Annotated in this window: 15 protein-coding genes and 1 riboswitch; of the genes, 14 read left to right on the top strand and 1 reads right to left on the bottom strand. The window is 53.2% G+C overall.

The genetic code is table 11. The annotated features are described in order from the left end of the window. The first annotated feature begins 13 nt into the window (after positions 1 to 13). Positions 14 to 934 (top strand): glycyl-radical enzyme activating protein, encoded by a 921-nt coding sequence (locus B9T62_RS20380; protein WP_087916974.1) that lies wholly within the window; start codon positions 14 to 16, stop codon positions 932 to 934. Between the two features lie 40 nt (positions 935 to 974). After that, complete coding sequence (locus tag B9T62_RS20375) at positions 975 to 2,213, top strand: acetate/propionate family kinase (RefSeq protein WP_087916973.1); 1,239 nt, start codon at positions 975 to 977, stop codon at positions 2,211 to 2,213. A gap of 343 nt (positions 2,214 to 2,556) precedes the next feature. Here the strand turns inward: B9T62_RS20375 and B9T62_RS20370 are convergent, their stop codons facing one another. Next, positions 2,557 to 3,315, bottom strand: a complete 759-nt coding sequence (locus B9T62_RS20370; RefSeq protein WP_087916972.1) for a YwaF family protein — start codon at positions 3,313 to 3,315, stop codon at positions 2,557 to 2,559. Between the two features lie 193 nt (positions 3,316 to 3,508). On the opposite strand from B9T62_RS20370, the gene B9T62_RS20365 reads away from it, so the two are divergent. The 12 genes from B9T62_RS20365 (at position 3,509) to B9T62_RS20315 (ending at position 18,754) form a co-directional block, all read left to right on the top strand. Next, positions 3,509 to 7,168 carry an LPXTG cell wall anchor domain-containing protein gene (locus B9T62_RS20365; RefSeq protein ID WP_087916971.1) on the top strand — a complete coding sequence of 1,220 codons (3,660 nt, stop codon included), beginning with the start codon at positions 3,509 to 3,511 and terminating at the stop codon, positions 7,166 to 7,168. A gap of 1,326 nt (positions 7,169 to 8,494) precedes the next feature. After that, entirely contained in the window at positions 8,495 to 8,908 is a 414-nt protein-coding gene (gene mscL / locus B9T62_RS20360; protein ID WP_087916970.1) for a large-conductance mechanosensitive channel protein MscL, read from the top strand. A 101-nt stretch (positions 8,909 to 9,009) separates the two neighbouring features. After that, positions 9,010 to 9,181: riboswitch (FMN riboswitch) on the top strand. Positions 9,182 to 9,436: 255 nt separating this feature from the next. Continuing rightward, the gene (ribD, locus tag B9T62_RS20355) at positions 9,437 to 10,552 is read left to right on the top strand and encodes a bifunctional diaminohydroxyphosphoribosylaminopyrimidine deaminase/5-amino-6-(5-phosphoribosylamino)uracil reductase RibD (RefSeq protein ID WP_087916969.1); all 1,116 of its coding nucleotides are present in this window, start codon (positions 9,437 to 9,439) and stop codon (positions 10,550 to 10,552) included. A 42-nt stretch (positions 10,553 to 10,594) separates the two neighbouring features. Further along, positions 10,595 to 11,263, top strand: a complete 669-nt coding sequence (ribE, locus tag B9T62_RS20350; protein ID WP_087916968.1) for a riboflavin synthase — start codon at positions 10,595 to 10,597, stop codon at positions 11,261 to 11,263. A gap of 208 nt (positions 11,264 to 11,471) precedes the next feature. After that, positions 11,472 to 12,725 carry a bifunctional 3,4-dihydroxy-2-butanone-4-phosphate synthase/GTP cyclohydrolase II gene (locus B9T62_RS20345; RefSeq protein ID WP_087916967.1) on the top strand — a complete coding sequence of 418 codons (1,254 nt, stop codon included), beginning with the start codon at positions 11,472 to 11,474 and terminating at the stop codon, positions 12,723 to 12,725. Positions 12,726 to 12,797: 72 nt separating this feature from the next. Then, on the top strand, positions 12,798 to 13,265 hold the full coding sequence (gene ribH, locus B9T62_RS20340) for a 6,7-dimethyl-8-ribityllumazine synthase (RefSeq protein WP_087920341.1): 468 nt from the start codon (positions 12,798 to 12,800) through the stop codon (positions 13,263 to 13,265). A gap of 135 nt (positions 13,266 to 13,400) precedes the next feature. Beyond that, entirely contained in the window at positions 13,401 to 14,192 is a 792-nt protein-coding gene (locus B9T62_RS20335) for a segregation and condensation protein A (protein ID WP_087916966.1), read from the top strand. Next, entirely contained in the window at positions 14,161 to 14,766 is a 606-nt protein-coding gene (gene scpB, locus B9T62_RS20330; RefSeq protein ID WP_087916965.1) for an SMC-Scp complex subunit ScpB, read from the top strand. Before B9T62_RS20335 ends, scpB begins: the two co-directional genes overlap by 32 nt. Before the next feature lie 1,296 nt (positions 14,767 to 16,062). Next, positions 16,063 to 16,776 carry a DUF2953 domain-containing protein gene (locus B9T62_RS20325; protein WP_087916964.1) on the top strand — a complete coding sequence of 238 codons (714 nt, stop codon included), beginning with the start codon at positions 16,063 to 16,065 and terminating at the stop codon, positions 16,774 to 16,776. 88 nt (positions 16,777 to 16,864) lie between these two features. Then, positions 16,865 to 17,320 carry a GerW family sporulation protein gene (ytfJ, locus tag B9T62_RS20320; RefSeq protein ID WP_087916963.1) on the top strand — a complete coding sequence of 152 codons (456 nt, stop codon included), beginning with the start codon at positions 16,865 to 16,867 and terminating at the stop codon, positions 17,318 to 17,320. Beyond that, positions 17,295 to 17,429 carry a hypothetical protein gene (locus tag B9T62_RS41315; protein WP_281257639.1) on the top strand — a complete coding sequence of 45 codons (135 nt, stop codon included), beginning with the start codon at positions 17,295 to 17,297 and terminating at the stop codon, positions 17,427 to 17,429. The genes ytfJ and B9T62_RS41315 overlap by 26 nt, the downstream gene beginning before the upstream one ends. A gap of 98 nt (positions 17,430 to 17,527) precedes the next feature. Continuing rightward, positions 17,528 to 18,754, top strand: a complete 1,227-nt coding sequence (locus B9T62_RS20315) for a D-alanyl-D-alanine carboxypeptidase family protein (RefSeq protein ID WP_087916962.1) — start codon at positions 17,528 to 17,530, stop codon at positions 18,752 to 18,754. The last annotated feature ends 24 nt before the right edge of the window (positions 18,755 to 18,778 follow it).

Below are 18,778 nucleotides of genomic sequence, written 5' to 3'. Positions count from 1 at the left end.
CAGGAGGCACACCATGAATGAAGTCATTTGGGAAGCCAAGGGGATGGTCAGCGATATCCAGCGCTTCTCGCTCCATGACGGTCCAGGTATCCGCACGATCGTATTTCTGAAGGGCTGTCCGCTGCGCTGCACCTGGTGCAGCAACCCCGAAACCCAGGCTCCCGGCACCCAGCTGATGGTGCAGGAGGACAACTGCGTCAGCTGTGGACGCTGCGCCAAGGTCTGTCCGGTGGGGGCCATCAGCTATCAGCCGAAGGTGACGGTTAACCGGTTAAGCTGCGTATCTTGTGGACTGTGCAGTGCCGAATGCGGCAGCGGGGCGCTGACCATGAACGGCAAAGAGATGAGCACCTCGGAGATTGTGTCCATACTGCGCAAGGATGAGGCTTATTACCGACGTTCCGGCGGCGGTATTACCCTCTCCGGCGGTGAACCGCTCTATCAGAGCGACTTCGCTCTGAACCTGCTGCGTGCCTGCAAGGATAAAGGCTGGAACACGGCGATTGAAACCACGGCCTTCTGCAATCCGGCTGTGCTGGATAACGTGCTGCCGCTGCTCGATACGGTCCTGCTGGACATCAAGCATATGGAGGACAGCAAACACTATGCTTACGTGAAGCAGTCCAACTCACTGATTCTGGAGAACGCCCAGCGGATTGCCAGGCAGGGGGCGAAGGTGATTATCCGCGTGCCTGTCGTTCCAGGCTTCAACGACTCCATCCGTGAGATTGCTGCCATCGCCTCGTTTGCTGCGGAATTGCCAGGTGTGGGGGAGCTGCATCTGCTGCCTTTTCACCGGCTGGGTGAGAATAAATACACTTATTTGGACACCGAATACAGCATGAAGCATCAGACTCCGCCGCCAAATCAGGAGATGGAGAGTCTGCGCCATGTCGTGGAAGGTTATGGTCTGTACTGCCAAATCGGCGGTTGAATGTAAAAAAGTAGTACGCATGGAAGAGGAGGAGCCGTTTATGAAGGTGCTGGTCATTAACAGCGGCAGCTCATCCTTGAAATATCAGCTGTTTGATATGAAGGATGAATCGGTGATCGCGAAGGGGATTATTGAGGAGATTGGAACGGAGCAGGCGATTCTTCGCCAGGATTGTACGCCTCCGCTGCCTGTGCAGACCGGTCTGCGCATTCTGGAGCATAAGGAGGCTATCACCCATATGCTTGCGGCACTGACTGATCCGGGCAGCGGGTCTATCGCGTCGGTGCAGGAAATTGCTGCGGTGGGGCACCGGATTGCCCATGGCGGCGAATTTTTCTCGGATTCAGCACTGGTGGATGCTGAGGTACTGCAGGCGGTAAGACGCAATATCGAGCTGGCGCCGCTGCACAATCCGGCCAATCTGAAGGGGATCGAATCGTTCCGTCAGCTGCTGGGCGAGGAGACGCCGATGGTGTGTGTGTTTGATACCGCTTTTCACCAGACGATGCCGCAGGAGAGCTACATGTATCCCCTGCCCAGAGTCTTGTATGACCGCCACAAAATCAGAAGATACGGGTTCCATGGAACCTCGCATAAATATGTCAGCGCACGCCTGGGCGAACTTAACGGCCAACCTCTCCAGGGAACCCGTGTAATCTCCTGCCATATCGGCAACGGGGCCAGCATTGCCGCCATCCGGGACGGGGAGTCTGTGGATACCAGCATGGGCATGACCCCGCTGGAAGGCCTGATGATGGGAACCCGCTGCGGCGATATCGACCCGGCGATCATTCCTTTTGTGATGGCCAAGGAGAATCTGAGTCTTGGTGAGATCAATTCGCTGCTGAACAAGCACAGCGGGCTGGCCGGCATCTCCGGCCAGGGCTCCGATCTGCGCGAGATCATCCGCTGCGCCGATGAAGGCCATGAGGGCGCAAGGCTGGCGCTGAACATGTATGTGCAGCGCATCCGCAAATACATCGGCTCCTATTGCGCCGTGCTGAATGGCCTGGATACACTGATCTTTACCGGTGGGGTCGGAGAGAATTCCGACTATATCCGCGCCAAGGTCTGCGAGAGCCTGTCCTATCTGGGGCTGGAGCTGGACACGGAGCTGAACCGGACCCGCTCGCCCGGCGAGCGCAAGATCAGTGCCCCCGGCTCCCGCGTGGCCGTGCATATCATTCCCACCAACGAGGAGCTGATGATTGCCCGTGACACGCAGCGGCTGGTCCAGCAGCAGACTGCTTCTGTGCCCCTCCAGTCTGTGCCGCTGTGAAGCAACCAGTGTTAGTGTCAAAAACCCTTGTCATACCGGTAATCTACCGGTATGACAAGGGTTTTTGTTTGTTGGTGGCTCTAGAAGCAAACCGGGAACCTCACACTCCGCAGAGTATTCTGTCAAACGCAGGGCGCAGCTACTGCTTCTTATTTACTCCAAACTGCCTGCTTCTGAGCGAAATTATAGACCAGAGGGAGTGCCATACGGTCTGTTAACCAGCCGCCAGCAGCATAAAAACACGAATAGAGGCAATACGGTCCGCTATATCATATTCCGCAATAAAAGCAACTGGATTTATGCTTGGAGCAGGGCGGATGATGCAGTCGGCAACAGAAGCAGCTCAGAAGGATCGACGCCCCTGCCGCCGGCGCCCTGGCTTCATGCGGCCCGGCAACCAGAAAAATATCATATACATCAGCAGGAAGATCAGGAACGCGAACGCCTCCTCCACCAGCAGGTAATATGGATAAGGTCCGAAATAATCCAGCACCGAATAGGTGCTTGGCTTATGGGCCAGGAACATGTAGTTGGAGTCCAGCAGGCGGTTGGCGGCGAACACCAGGGCAGCGACCATATTCAGGCCGAGCATGGTGAAGAATAGCGATTTCCATGTAGGCCGATATCCCTCCACCCAGGTCATGTATAGGGAAGCCAGAATAATGGAGCCATGAGCCACAAAAAACAGCAGAAAACGGAAATGTGGAAACGGATACACCAGATTCGGTGTCAGCAGGGCGATAAAAGCTCCGCCAATCCCCGCGAAAAAGAGAAAGGAATAGAGCAGCCGGCTGCGGGTAAGCAGCATGATGACCGATAGCAGCAGTGTAATCCCGCATAGTTCCAGCGGCAGCGAGGACCGGGTTCGCCAGAGCTCCTGTGACAGATACCACAGATGAAGTCCGGCTTCGGAGCATAGCAGGATAGCGGCGAGCAGCAGGCGTACCGTTTGGCGCAGACCGGAATGGGTGCGCAGGGCAAACCGCGAATAATAAAGGATAAGGCAGACTATGCCGACCAGACCAATGGCGATCCAGTGGGAAGCTGAGAACATGACGAAATCCTCGGTACGCCTGCTGCTGAATAAACCTGAAATTTCCATAGTTATTCCCCTTTTCCCACCAAGAATGAATAAAGAATTTTTAATGTCCAAATTTTAGTCTCTTCCTGATTCTAAAGATCTATGAGAAGGTGATATACATATATATTGTCTTAACCGGGCGATAAATGAAAGGGAAATCAGCAATGGGCTCATTCTGATTCCCTAATTCAACCTAAAGGAGGCATTAAAAAGAATGCTGAAGAAAAAAGCGAGCCTGATTATTCTGGCCCTTATGCTGATAGTACAATATTCCTATGGCATAAGCTTCACCATGCCGGCAAAAGCGGCAAGTATTGAGAATGAAACAGACCTGATTACCAGTGTTTCCATGACGGTTTATGGTGCAGGCGGACAGGTGGTTACGGATTCTGTGTACGGACAGGATTCCAGAGTTGTGCTTGATTACACCTGGTCGCTGCCCCCGGAGCACGGGTACAAGCAGGGAGATACCTTCAGCTTTCAGCTTCCCGAGCAGTTCAAGTTGTATAACGACATCAACGGATCTTTGGTATCAGGGGAAGGAGATGTAGGGAGCTTCACAGTAAGCCAAGCTACAGGCCGCGTGGTTATGACCTTCAATAACTACATAGAAACGCACGACCAGGTGCGCGGAACCCTGCAGATCCAGACTCATTTTGACCGGCAAAAAATAGCGGGCAGCACCGTTCAGGAAATTGTATTTCCGGTAAACGGAGGGACACAGACGGTAACGGTAAGGTTTAAACCGGATGTAGGCTCCACCATTTCCAAGTCGGGTGTGGCTGAGGGCTTCAATGCCCGCTCCATCCGCTGGACAGTCGATGTCAATAAAGCGCTGGACAATGTAAGCAATGCTGTAGTTACCGACCCGATTCCTGCAGGTCTTTCCCTAGAAGCGCCAGAAGCCATAGAGGTTTATGCGCTTGAGGTGAAGCTGGACGGTTCGCTAACTCAGGGCGCGCAGATTGACGGCAGCCGTTATACGGCCAACGTGACGGACGGGACGCTTACTGTACGTTTCACCGATCCGCTGATTTCGCAGGCTTACCGGCTGCAATATTCCACCGCTATCGTTAACGACAGCGTGGACAGCTTTACGAATACGGCGACTTTTGCCGGTGAGGGGATCTCTCCCGCCTTGGCTTCAGCAACGGTCGACATTGAGCGGGGCGGCAGTCTGAAGAAATACGCAACCGGTTATGAATGGGGCGCCCAGACCATTTCCTGGGCTATTGAATACAACTACAACAACCGAACGATTCCTAAAGAGCAGGCCGTGCTGACGGATTTGTTCAACGACTCGCAGAGCCTCGTGGGGAATTCACTGAAGGTCTTTCCGGTTACACTGGATACTTCAGGGAATGCAGTGAAAGGTTCGCCGTTGACTGAAGGGGTAGAGTACACGTTGGCACCTGCGGCGGATACCGGCACCGGCACCACCGGATTCAAGCTGCAGTTCAACGATAACATCAACTCTCCTTACCGCCTGGAGTACAAAACGGTAGCCAACGGACGTGTACTCAGCGACACTACGATCACCAATACCGTTACCGGCAGCACATACAGTGACCAGGCCACACAGCTGATTCGGCCGGTGGTTATCTACAAAACCCTGTCGGGCGTAGATTACCGGACGCATACAGCAGAATGGAAGGTTACTTTCAACGGAGACCGTTATCCGATGAAGGATGTGCGGCTGACGGATACTTTTCCACAGGGTGGACTCGCCTTCATCCCGGAAACAGTAGTAATCCGCAGCGAGAGCGGAGCTATTGTCAACTCGAATCAGTATGAGCTGGTCTACGAAACGCCGGTTCAGCCCAACAAAGGCTTCAAGGTGAATTTCAAGTCACCGGTTACAGGTACTTATACGATTAGTTATTCCACCTTGTTTGACAACAGCTGGATTTGGGGAACGACGGATAATTTTATCAATAATGCCCGGATCGACTGGAAGGACACTACCGATACGGCCCGATGGAGCGAGGCCAAGGGGCTTTTTATTCCCCGCATAGAGTATAAGAACAACGGGTTCAAGTCCGGGTCGTACAATGCCTCCACCAAGGAAATTGCCTGGACGGTAGGGTTCAATTACAACAGCAAAAGTATTAATAATCCGGAATTGATTGATCTGCTGCAAGCGGGACAGAGCCTGATTCCGGGATCGCTGAAGGTATATGCCATGACTCTTGCCAAAGACGGCACGCCTTCCCGAGGCGCTGAAATAGCAAACAGTGAGTACACCTATAGTGTAAATGACAAGCAGGAGCTGAAGCTGGCGTTCGCCGCTCCGGTCAACAGCCCTTATGTTCTGGTGTTCAACACCAGCCTTGAGGGTCAGGTGATTAACAGCACCATTCCGAATACCGCCAATCTGTGGGATGGCAGCCGCAAAGTCTCCAAGGATCTGACCGCTTCGGTCAAGATTCCACACGGCGGAGAGTTTGTATCCAAAAGCGGGCTGCAGCGCGGCGACAAGATCGATTGGAGCATCCAGATCAACCGCAGTCAGTCCACGGTGAAGGATGCCGTGGTTACCGACACGCCAAGCTTGAATCAAATGCTGCTGCCTGACACGTTTCATCTCTACCCTGGTGTAACCGCCGCGAACGGCAAGGTTGCCAAGGGTGGACCTGAGCTGGTGAAGGGCAGTGATTATACGGTGGTTTTTGCGGAGAACAGTGAAGGCAAACCAACCTTTGTACTGAGCTTCAGCAGTGATATCAGCAGACCGTATGTACTGGAGTACCAGTCACTGATCATGGCGAATACGGGAGACAAGGTGACCAACAGAGTTAATCTCAGCGGTCACAACAACCAGCTGATCTCCCAGGACTACACCAAAGAAACCATTGTGGGCGTCTCCAGCGGCTCTGGAACGGGCAGCGGGGAAAGAGGGGCGCTGCGCATCAAGAAGGTTGATGCCGACGACAACCTCAAGACCCTTGCTGGGGCCACCTTTAACCTGTATCGCCTGACCGGAACGGAACAGGTGCTGATGGCAACGAAAACGACCGACGAGCAGGGCTCAGCAGTCTTTACGAACCTGTGGCTCGGCAATTACGTGCTGACCGAAACCACTGCCCCTGCCGGGTATATGCTGGATTCCACGGAATATCCCGTGACCATCCAATCGGCGGCAGGAGCACAGCTTAGCATCACCAACAAACAGGTGATGCCAACAGCTACCCCGTCTCCGTCCGCCACGCCGGATACGGGAGCTACGCCGTCTCCGTCGGCAACGCCGGATACGGTAGCCACCCCGTCTCCGTCGGCAACGCCGGATACGGTAGCCACCCCGTCTCCGTCGGCAACGCCGGATTCGGTAGCTACGCCGTCTCCGTCGGCAACGCCGGATACGGTAGCTACGCCGTCTCCGTCGGCAACGCCGGACACGGTAGCCACCCCGTCTCCGTCGGCCACGCCGGACACGGGAGCTACGCCGTCTCCGTCGGCAACGCCGGATACGGTAGCCACCCCGTCTCCGTCGGCAACGCCGGATACGGTAGCTACGCCGTCTCCGTCGGCAACGCCGGAGACTCCCGACATTGACATCGGTGAGCCTGAAATCCCGGTAGGACCGGGAAATCCGGCTGAACCTCAGCCGACATCTCCAGCCGCCGGTGAAACTCCGGCTCCTGGAACAACACCGGCTCCCGGAACTGTGAATCCGGGAGCGCCGGGCGATGGCGGGACCCCGCCGGGAGATATCGAGCTGGACAATGACGATATCCCGCTCGGCTCTGGAACGGATGGCGGCACACTGCCGCAGACCGGAGAGAGCAGCCCATGGCCGCTATACGTGGCCGGCTTTGGCTTAATCCTCACCGGCTTCACGTTGAACCGGATTTACAGACGCAAGAAGACGGAGTAATCCGTAATCAAAGTTTGCAGCCTAAGTCCTCTGCAGCAACGAGTATAGGCTTATGATTCAGTGCACCCGGCGGGAATTCCCACCGGGTGTTTGCCGTGTGACGAAATGCTGTTTATTAGGCAGCATGTAAGGTTGGGAAGGGAGCGGCTCTGCCACTTTTATGGGGAATTGTAACCGTTAAAAGGGCACAATCTTCAAGTCAGCGGTTGACAATAAGTGGGAAGAGAGCGTAAGGTCGGAAGGATTCCGGGGAAACATTTAATGAGAATATGGAAGATTTAACTTCGCAGTGGTTTCCTAAGTCGAGCCATTGAATTAGTTGCATAAGTGCATCTAATTAACCGGATTTTTACGTTTTGGAGCAAATAGTTGCAAAAAGGGTTCTACTTAGGACCCTGCGACACTCCAAGCACTTGAACTAGGTAACCTGCATTCTAGCGGACCGTATAGCCCCTATTTCCTCCTATCAGCGATCTTTTGAAGTCTTACGGACCGTATAGCCCCTAAGTCGTCAAAACAGGCTCAAAAGCGAGGGTTTTCTGTGATATAGAGGCTCCTGGGTCCGTTAATCCTGCAAAACGGCCTATGTACAGCAAATAGAGGCTCCTGAGTCCGCAACCGTCTGAAATCGAAGCGAGGGTTACGAGCGAAGAGGGCTAGGGGACCTAAGTAGTAACCAAAAAGGCACTTAATTCGGGCGTTTGATCGAAAAATATTTGATTTACTCGAAATTAGTTGCAGTATTGCACTTAATCGCCTCCGGACAAAGGTTTCAGCTGAAAATAGTTGCACTTTCGCATCTATTTAGGTTGAGCGTTCCGGAGTAACATTCTAAATCCTCGCTAAGACCTAAGTAGTAACCCGAACTCATTCATCCTTTAATTAGATTGCCATCAGAAAATCGGGCTTTAACAGCGATCGTAAGAACTCGCTAGTAAGAGGTACATGGGTCTGACTTAGATTGACTCAGGTGGCTTAGGCGACATTAGCGAATTTGGTATCTTAGCAGGCCAATTTGGGTTGAATACGGTAGACTCCGGCTAACATTTACTATATAAGTTGAACTTTAGATTTCATATTGGGTCTGGTCGCAACTGCGAGGAATGTTTGGACTTGTGGCCGCTGTTGTCTGCAGATTTCTTGATGGGTACCGCTCCTACAGTTCCATACTTCCCCTCCGCACTTCTACCCTTTTTATTATTTTTTTAAGTTCATCTTATATAATTTCATTAACTATACCGCCTTTAGCTATACGATTCTTTTTGGCGAACAACGTTTGTGATGCTATAATAATTTAAAATTCAAAGGTTCGGGGGAGAAGTGGTCATGTGGAATGAATTCAAGAAGTTTGCACTTAAAGGAAATGTGCTGGATTTAGCGGTGGCGGTAGTGATTGGCGCGGCTTTTGGCAAAATTGTGTCCTCGCTGGTCAATGACATCATTATGCCGCTGGTCGGTCTGCTGGTGGGTGGCATTAATCTGCAGGATTTGAACTTTACCCGTGAAAACATGCTGGGCAAGGATGTAGTGGTGAATTACGGCATGTTCCTGCAGTCGGTGGTGGACTTCTTCATTATTGCCTTCTCGATCTTCCTGGTCGTTAAGCTGGCGAGCCGCTTCAAAAAGAAGGAGACCGTCAAGGTTGAGGTAGTGGAGCCTGCCGCACCCGCGCCGGAGGTTGTGCTGCTGACCGAGATTCGTGATCTGTTGCGCAGCGGCAAGCAAGGCCAGTCAGAGTAGTTACATAAATATAGTTAATTCACTTTCCGTACTTGCAATTTAGCCACGTAAGTGATAATTTTGTTGTAAGCAATAAATGCTGATCTGAATTGAATATAGTATCAATCCTTCAGGGCAGGGTGTAATTCCCTACCGGCGGTGATGCTGCTGCATATCGGCTTATTCCGAATGCATAAGCTTAGTCCGCTACCCGCTGCACATAGTAGTTGTGTGCACGGTGGACCCGGTGCAATTCCGGGACCGACAGTATAGTCTGGATGGAAGAAGGAGAGATTGACGTTCTGCAGAGCTTACAGCCTTGCAGGCGTACTGCAGTGTTTTCAAATATCATGTGCGAAATTTCACAATACCGTGAGCCTCACGGTTATTTCGGCACAGTTTTATTAGAACTGCATGAAGCTCTCATTTAACCCATCCATACTCCTCCCGGAGATCATGCGATGGGTTTGTTTGTGTTGGTTGTTGGATTTGGATCTTACTTACGAGGCTTACAGCTTGTAGTGCAGCTGGCCGATAGGAGGGGTGCCTGTGGATACGATGAATGATGAGTTCTATATGTCGCTTGCGCTGGACATGGCGCAGCGGGCACAAGGACAGACCGGGATCAATCCGGTTGTAGGTTGTGTGGTGGTGAAGGATGGCGTAATGATTGGCCTTGGCACGCATCTGCAGCGCGGCGGCGGCCACGCCGAGGTCCATGCGCTGAATATGGCGGCAGGACAGGCACAGGGCAGCACAGCTTATGTAACACTGGAGCCGTGCAGCCATTATGGCAAGACGCCGCCGTGCAGCCAGCGGCTGATCGACGAAGGCGTTACCCGGGTGGTAGTTGCCTGTGAAGACCCCAATCCGCAGGTGGCCGGACGGGGCGTAGCGATGTTGCGTGAGCAGGGCATTGAGGTGGAAGTGGGGCTGCTGCGCAGCCGTGCCCTGCGGCTGAATGAGCGGTTCATCAAGTATATTTTGACCAAGCAGCCTTTTGTTACCCTGAAGACTGCCAGCACACTGGATGGCAAGATTGCGACCCGTACCGGCGACAGCAAGTGGATCTCCAACGCAGAGGCGCGGAAGATTGTACATACCCTGCGGCACCGCCATCAGGGCATTATGGTCGGGGTGAATACGGTGCTTGCCGACAATCCGACGCTTACCACAAGAATGGATGTGCCCGGCTTGAATCCGCTGCGTATTGTAGTCGATTCTACTCTGCGTATCCCGCTGGACGCCAAGGTGGTCAGCGATGGGGGAGCGCCTACGGTTGTGCTGACTACGGAGGCAGCCGACAAGGTCAAAGCGTCCGCCTTGGCCGCTGCCGGAGTCCAGGTCATCGCATGCGGGCCAGGCCCGCGCGTTGACCTGCACAAGGCGATGACAGCGCTTGGCGAGCAGGAGATCAGCTCGATTCTGCTGGAAGGCGGAGGCACGCTCAATGGCGCGATGCTGGAGAGCGGCCTCGTGGACCGCGTGATCCTGTTCTATGCCCCGAAGATTGTAGGTGGAACTGCCGGGACAATTACGTTCCCGGGTGTAGAACGGATGAGGGATGCCATTACGCTGGAGGGATTGGAAGTGGAGGTGCTCGGGGATAATGTCTGTATCAGCGGGACCCCGGCCCGGAAATATCCCGAAGATGATGTGAATTAGCGGCAGGCAGTAGAAGTGATTAGAAGATTCAGGAGGGATCACATGTTCACTGGTTTGATTGAAGAAGTGGGCGTCTTGCGCGGCGTGACCAGCGGCTCTGAGATGATGGTGCTGAATATCTCGGCCTCTGTAATCATGGACGACCTGAAGATTGGCGACAGCGTCTCGGTGAATGGGGTATGCCTCACGGCTACCACACTTGGCGAGCATTCGTTCACCGTTGATGTGATGCCGCAGACCTACCGCAACAGCAATCTGAAGGAGCTGCGCCCCGGCAGCAAGATGAACCTGGAGCGTGCGATGGCAGCCGGAGGCCGGTTCGGCGGACATATTGTTCAGGGGCATGTCGACGGGACGGCAACCATTCAAGGTGTGAAGCGGGACCGGAATGCGATGGTGTTCACGCTTGCGCCGCAGCACCCGTCCCTGTTCAAGTTCATTATTCCGCAAGGCTCGATTACCATTGACGGCATCAGCCTGACGGTGGTGGAGGTGGACGGCTCAACCTTCAGCGTGTCCATTATCCCGCATACGCTGGGAGAGACGGTGCTGGCTCACAAAAAAGCCGGCGACACCGTCAACATCGAATGTGATGTGCTGGGCAAATACGTTGACCATCTGCTGCATTACGGTTCGGCGTCAGCGAACAAAGCCGAGGCGGGAAGCTCCCGGCTCAGCCATGATTTTCTGGCAGCCAACGGTTTTCTATAAAATATAAGAGTTTATATGTTTCACGTTATCAATTATCCTTCTGTTTCTCGCTGAAACGGATACCTGAAAGCGGTCCGTAGTAGCGCTGCTTCGGAAGCATACGCTTCTTTAAGGACGGTGTAGCCGTTTCCACTTGGCATTGAAGTTAAGCTCAGCTTACAGAGTAAGCGGTAATGAAGCTCTGTAAAGCAAACTGGAGGTCACACATATGAACCAACCCAATACTAAAGAATTTGTGCTTGATCCGATTGAAGATGCCATCTATGATCTTATGCGCGGCAAAGTGATTATTGTCGTCGACGATGAGGACCGCGAGAATGAAGGGGACTTCATAGCCCTTGCCGAGAAAGCTACGCCTGAAGTGATCAACTTTATGATTACCGAGGGACGCGGGCTCGTCTGCCTTCCGATTACGGCCGAACGGGCCGAGGAGCTGGATCTGAAGCCGATGGTAGCCCAGAATACGGATTTCCACGGCACGGCGTTTACCGTCTCAGTCGATTATAAGGATACGACTACCGGCATTTCCGCTTCCGAGCGTTCGATGACTGCCAAAGCCATCATGGACCCTAATGCCAAGCCGTCCGACTTCCGCAGACCGGGCCATATGTTCCCGCTGATCGCCAAAAAAGGCGGCGTCCTGCGCCGCTCCGGCCACACCGAAGCCGCAGTCGATCTGGCCCGCATGTGCGGTGCTTATCCGGCCAGTGTGATCTGCGAGATCATCAAGGAAGACGGAACCATGGCCCGCATGCCGGACCTGGTGGAGATTGCCCGTAAGCATGATCTGAAGCTAATCAGCATCAAGGATCTGATCCACTACCGCAATGAGAAGGAGCAGCTGGTTAGCCGTGAGGTGTCCGTGACGCTGCCAACCGATTTCGGCGATTTCCAGACGATTGCCTATACCAATGAAGTGGACGACAAAGAGCATGTTGCCTTGGTTAAAGGCGATATCTCCGGCGAGGAGCCGGTGCTGGTACGGGTGCACTCCGAATGCCTGACCGGCGATGTCTTCCACTCCCACCGCTGCGACTGCGGACCACAATTCGAGGCGGCGCTGCGCCAGATCGAGCAAGCCGGACGCGGCGTGCTGCTCTATATGCGGCAGGAAGGCAGAGGCATCGGGCTGATCAACAAGCTGCGCGCCTACAAGCTGCAGGAAGAAGGGCTGGATACGGTGGATGCCAACCTGAAGCTGGGCTTCGCCGCCGATCTGCGTGATTATGGCATTGGAGCACAGATTCTGAAGGACCTCGGTATACGCAAGATTAAGCTACTGACGAATAATCCGCGCAAGATCAAAGGGCTGGAAGGTTATGGCCTGGAGGTTGTGGAGCGGATGCCGATCCAGATGCCTGAGAATAAGGACAATACCAACTATCTGCATACCAAGCAGGCCAAGCTGGGACATATGTTGAAGTTTGACACGATTGAACAGAACGAAGACGCCAAAGGTTGACGGCCGGCTTGCCCGTTGCGGGCAACGGAACCGATTCCCATATAATCCAACCATGAAGGGTAGATGAACCATATGCCAAATTATTTTGAAGGACATTTAGTTTCCGAGGGTCTGAAATACGGTGTGGTCGTAGGACGTTTCAATGAATTTATTACCAGCAAGCTGCTGTCCGGCGCATTGGATGCCTTCAAGCGCCACGGCGTGGGCGACGATGAGGTGGATGTGGCCTGGGTGCCGGGTGTGTTCGAGATTCCGCTGATTGCCCAAAAAATGGCGGAAAGCGGCAAATACGACGCCGTAGTCACGCTCGGAACCGTCATTCGCGGCTCAACCACCCATTATGATTATGTCTGCAATGAAGTGGCCAAGGGTGTGGCTGCGATCAACCTGAAGACTGGTGTGCCAACGATTTTTGGTGTGGTAACCACCGAGAACATTGAGCAGGCGATTGAGCGCTCGGGAACCAAAGCAGGCAACAAAGGCTGGGATGCGGCTACCTCCGCGATTGAAATGGCCAACCTGAACAAGCTGTTCAAATAAGACAGCTATTGACGAATCCGCCTAAATCGTGCTTATTTATAGTATAAGAAGAAAGCATGAACTATAGAAATCTTTCTACTTGTGTAGCGTCCTTTGCGGCGCTGCACTTTACTTTTGTAGGGCGGAGGAAACCTCGTGACTGTATTGTATAAGCTGGAGACGTTTGAAGGTCCGCTGGATCTGCTCTTGCATCTCATTGATAAGGCGGAAATCGATATCCAGGACATTCCGGTCGCCGAGATTACCGAACAGTATATGGAATATTTGCGCAGCATGCAGGAGCTGGAGCTGGACATAACCAGTGAATTTCTGGTGATGGCCGCCAGCCTGCTGTCGATCAAGAGCAAGATGCTGCTGCCGAAACCGCCGGTGATCGAAATCGAAGACTTCGATTATTATGAGGATGACGGCCTTGACCCGCGGGAGGAGCTGATTCAGCGCCTGATCGAATACCGCAAATACAAGAGCATCGCTGTGCACTTGATGGATATGGAGAGTGAGCGCAGCTTGATTTTTACGAAGGAGCCTGAGGATCTGGGGCCGTTTGTGCCGCTCCAGCTGGACAACCCGCTGAAGGGGCTGCACACTGCCGATCTGATTGCCGCCTTCCGCAAGGCGCTGGGCAAGGCAGCCAGACGGACCTCCTATCAGCGGATTACCAGGGACGAGATCTCGGTCAAGGACCGGATACGCGACGTCTCGGCAGCGCTGGAGCGCAAGGGCAAGGGCGGCAAGCTGCTGTTCTCTGCCCTGCTGGACGACGAGATGGCCCGTCATGAGATCGTGGTCACTTTCCTGGCCATTCTGGAGCTGATGAAGATGCGAGCCATCTATTGCTATCAGGAGAAGATGTTTGAAGACATTGTGATGGAGTGGAGAGGAGGAGAACACTCCCATGGAGTACAAAGCGCTGAAATCGATTATTGAAGGGCTGCTGTTTCTCTCGGGCGACGAAGGCATTTCCATCCGCCAGATCGCCGAGATTACCGAGCAGCGGGCCGAGCTGGCATCCGGAGCGCTGGAGGAATTGAAAGAGGAATACGTCTCGCTGGGACGTGGTCTTCAGGTTGTGCAGATTGCCGGAAATTACCGGCTGGCTACGCTTCCTGAGCATGCGCAGTATTTCGAACGGCTGGCCTATTCGCCATCGCGTTCAACCCTGTCCCAGGCGGCACTGGAGACGTTGGCGATTGTCGCTTACCGCCAGCCGATTACCCGTGTCGAGATTGAAGAGATCCGCGGGGTGAAGTCGGAGCGCGCGATTCATACGCTGGGCAACAAGGATCTGATCCATGAGGTAGGCCGGGCTGAAGCGGTGGGACGTCCGATTCTTTATGGGACGACGAAGTCTTTCCTGGAGAGCTTCGGTCTGGCCAGCCTGAAGGAGCTGCCGGAGCCGACCAGCTTTGAGAGCACCGACAGTCTGGAAGAAGAGACCCAGCTGCTGTTCAGTAAACTGGACAGCCAGATGACGTTTGGGGACGAGGAACCGCAATCTTAATTATTAGATCTTACACTACTGTTTCGGCCTGCAGTCCAGTCCACCGATTTAGTTGCGAATCTGCATCTAATTTCCCGGTTTTCCCCTTTTTAGAACAAATAAGTGCGAAAACGCATCTAATTTCGGATTTGGACCTTTAAACAAACGTTTTTCTCGAAAATAGTTGCAGATTCGCACTTATTTGCCCGATAATATCAGTTTCAGCCGGAATTAGATGCAGTTTCGCATCTAAATGTGTTGAACGTTCCGGAATAGCCGTTGTCCCCTGGGGACAGCGGTTTTTTTGAAATATAGCGTGCCCAGAGGCACGCGTTATCTAGTTGGTGAAAGTCCAACCCAAGGAGGGGCCAAGCCACCTTTGTAGCTAGGATGCTTGCGCATGGCGAAATCTGTGTGTAAAAGCGCATCGACAAAAGTACCTGTCAGAGATAGGGCGAGCAACGACCCAGGCCGCAACACCAAGTGAATCCTGCCGCGTCGTCAAAAAGGCCCTGCAAAGGGGAAAAGAAGGAGCCGAGTCTCGTGTATTTAGACGAAGGCCAAGGAAACTGTATAGAACTTGGAACCACAGTGAAGAACCTTCCGGCGTATAGGGAACGGCATGGGTTGAAAGATAGCGCAGTGAACTGGGGAGACCCTCCCCTGCACGGGATTATTTTTTTTTTTTTTTAGAAACCGTAAATAGACGCTCTATAAGCCCAAAAGGCGAAGTGAACCGTCTGCAGGAAGGGAGTCCGAGGGGCTCATAGTACCGAAGAACCTAAGGACAACATAACCTTAGGGAGGGAAGGGGCCCTGCTTTGTTCATGTTTGACCAAGAGGTACGAGTTCGTGAATGCCAAAAGGCTAACGACACGCAAGAAAATGCTCAATAACTCTAAGGGGAAACTAGGTCATGAGGCCAAAGTCAATAGGCTGCATGCCCATGAATGACGAACATCGGAAAGCCGTATGAGGGAAAACCTCACGTACGGTTTGATGAGGAGGGGCTGGTCAGGCCAGTCCTTTACTCTAGAGAATTTATATGTTTTACGCTATAGATTATCCTTCTATTTCTCGCTGAAACACCCTGTCCTTCAAAAGGACGGCGTAGCCGTTTCCACTTGATTACTTAACATCGAAGAAGAGATCGAGTATGCAGTGGTATTTATTATATCATTTAATCTCACCCTGTTCATATCAGAGCGTTCCTGGCTTACCGGAAGCGCTTTTTTTTACATTGCCGAATTTTTTCCAGTGATCATTGCCATACTATTCTTACAAGCTGTTTATTTATGGTGTCCTGGAGGTTAGTGCGTGAGTGTATGGCTGGCAATACCGCTTGCTCTGCTGCTGTTGGTGCTGATTCTGGTCCTGGCTTCCTCAATTCATTTTCACTTTCGAGTCTTCCGGCTTGGCAAGGACGACCGGGTGGAGTTTGATCTTAAAGCGCTGTATGGTTTGGTCAAGGTTCATTATGAGCTCCCCAAAGTCATCTATGAAAGTCTACTGCAGGGAGTGAAGGTTAAGGTAGAGGCCAGCGGGATCGCTCCGGTGCAGAAAGACACGGATAAGGAAGGCCAAGTGGATAAGAAGACGCTGAGCGATTGGCTGGACGATGCCAAGAAGGCGCTCAAAGCTACAAGAGATTTAAAGGGCTGGCTGTTCGATACACTGGCCCATGTCAGAATCAGCAAGCTGGATTGGTCAACTGATTTCTCACTGGGGGATGCTGCCGCTACAGCTACGGCTGCCGGAGCCTTGTGGGGCTTGAAGTGGATGCTGACCGGCTGGTTCTCACGGGTGGTCCGGCTGGAGCATGCTCCGCGTCTGTACGTGAAGCCGGTATTTGTGGATCAAGCCGGATTCAGCACCGAGTTGGTCTGTGCAGGCAAGCTGTCGCTTGCTTATGTACTATATGCCGGACTGAAGCTGTTGCGGAAGGTGTCCAAGGCGGCGAGTGGTTTCAGGCAGTGGAAGGAGTTGATCGCTGCTGCGCGTCATCGCTCTTTCGGGAAAACGACCGATTGAAGCAGGCTTTACATACAAATTGCGTAATGTGGCAATGATATAGCTGTGATGCAAGAGTATAAACAGAAATTAAAAGGAGGACAACAATATGTCTGACCATCCTATTCAAGGTTTAATGCAGACGGCGATGGAGAATATCAAGGGCATGGTAGATGTGAATACGATTGTCGGTGATCCGGTGGAAACGCCGGACGGTACGGTGATTCTGCCGATCAGTAAGGTGGCTTTTGGCTTCGCTGCCGGCGGCAGCGATTTCCGGGTGGAGGATGATACGCCAACCGCAGCCGGAGGCGTCAAAATGCTTCCCTTCGGGGGCGGCAGCGGGGGCGGGGTCTCCATCCGCCCGATTGCTTTTCTAGTGGTAGGCCGTGACGGTGTGCATATTGTGCCGCTCGACAACCAGACGCATCTGTTTGAGAAGATTATCGACGCCACGCCGGGAATCATCGACAAGATCCAGAATATGTTCCAGACCCAGACCCAGACTCCGGACCCTCAAAAAAAGGATGCAGCACCGGTTGTGGTTGTCACAAGCGATCATTAGCCTTCCGCGCATTAAATGGCTCGGCAAAGCTCAAATGCAGTTCAACCAGAAGGACATTGCCCGGACAACCGGCAGTGTCCTTCTTGGTGTGCTTACGTATGGTGAATAAGGACATACCCACCGTGCTCACCGCATACACTTGTACAACAGAGGGAGCTATGACAAGCCCATGGTGAAGAACGTCCTGAGAATGATAGAAGCCGGAGGATGAAGATGAAGACAATAACCTGTAAGAGCATATGTACCTTAATCTTGTGCACCTTGCTGCTGCTGACCCTTGCGCCACAGCCTTCTCTCCGTGCGGAGAACAGCTCCATATCCACACATGCAAAGGCGGCGGCGCTGATCGACGTGGAATCGGGGCGGATCCTCTACAGCAGCCGGGGAGACGAGCCGATGCTGATTGCCAGTCTCACCAAGATTATGACCGCACTGGTTGCCATAGAGAACGGTGATCTCGAGTCCAAGGTCAAGGTGGGTAAAAATGCCTTTGCCAAGGAGGGCTCCTCACTGTATCTTCAGCTGGGGGAGGAGATGACACTGGAGAACATGCTGTACGGGCTGATGCTTCGTTCAGGCAATGATGCGGCTACGGCCATTGCGGAGCATGTGGGAGGGTCGGAGGAGGGTTTTGTGTATCTGATGAATGCCAAGGCCGAGGAGCTGGGTCTTATCCATACCCATTTTGCCAATCCGCACGGTCTGGATGCCGAAGGCCACTATTCCAGTGCCAATGATCTTGCCCGACTGACGGCGTACGCGATGCATAATCCAGTCTTTAAGGAGATCGTGAAGACACCGGAGAAGACGGCTGACAATCCCAATGACAAATGGGACTATAAATGGAGCAATAAGAACAAGATGCTGCGCCTCTACGAAGGCGCAAACGGAGTCAAGACAGGATATACCAAAAAAGCGCTGCGCTGCCTGGTTAGCTCGGCTACCCGCCAGGGGCAGCAACTGGTTGCTGTAACGATTAATGATGGGAATGACTGGAATGATCATGCTGCGCTGCTGGACTACGGCTTCAACCATTATCCGCTGACAAGCCTGATCGAACGGGGGGAGCCGGTAAAAGGCTATAATCTGGTGACCTCCAAGGCATTCCGGTATCCATTTGGCGAAGGAGAGCAGGCACGGCTGGTTACCAAGCTGGTACTGACAGCGCCGCAGAGCCGGCGGCAAGCTCAGAGCTCAGCAAGAGATCGAGCCCGAAATGACAGCAGCTTTGGTCTACAAGGAGCACTCGTACTGCAGCTTGGCGGCCGCGAGATCGGCCGGATTCCGGTGTATTTCCCGGATAAGCTGCCGCCGGAGCCTTCTGTCCGTCAAATAAGCAGCGCCCAGGCTGCCGCGTATTCGGGACGGCATTTCCTGGATTCGCTGGGAAGTGTGCTCCGGGCCTTATTCGGGCAGGCAACGGGCGGAAACTGATCCAGGCAGATGGAATAGAGGAGG

Source organism: Paenibacillus donghaensis (genome assembly GCF_002192415.1).
In the GTDB taxonomy this organism is placed as follows: Bacteria; Bacillota; Bacilli; order Paenibacillales; family Paenibacillaceae; genus Paenibacillus_AQ; species Paenibacillus_AQ donghaensis.
Note: the sequence above shows the minus strand (reverse complement) of the source record. Positions and strands in the feature narration are given on the sequence as shown.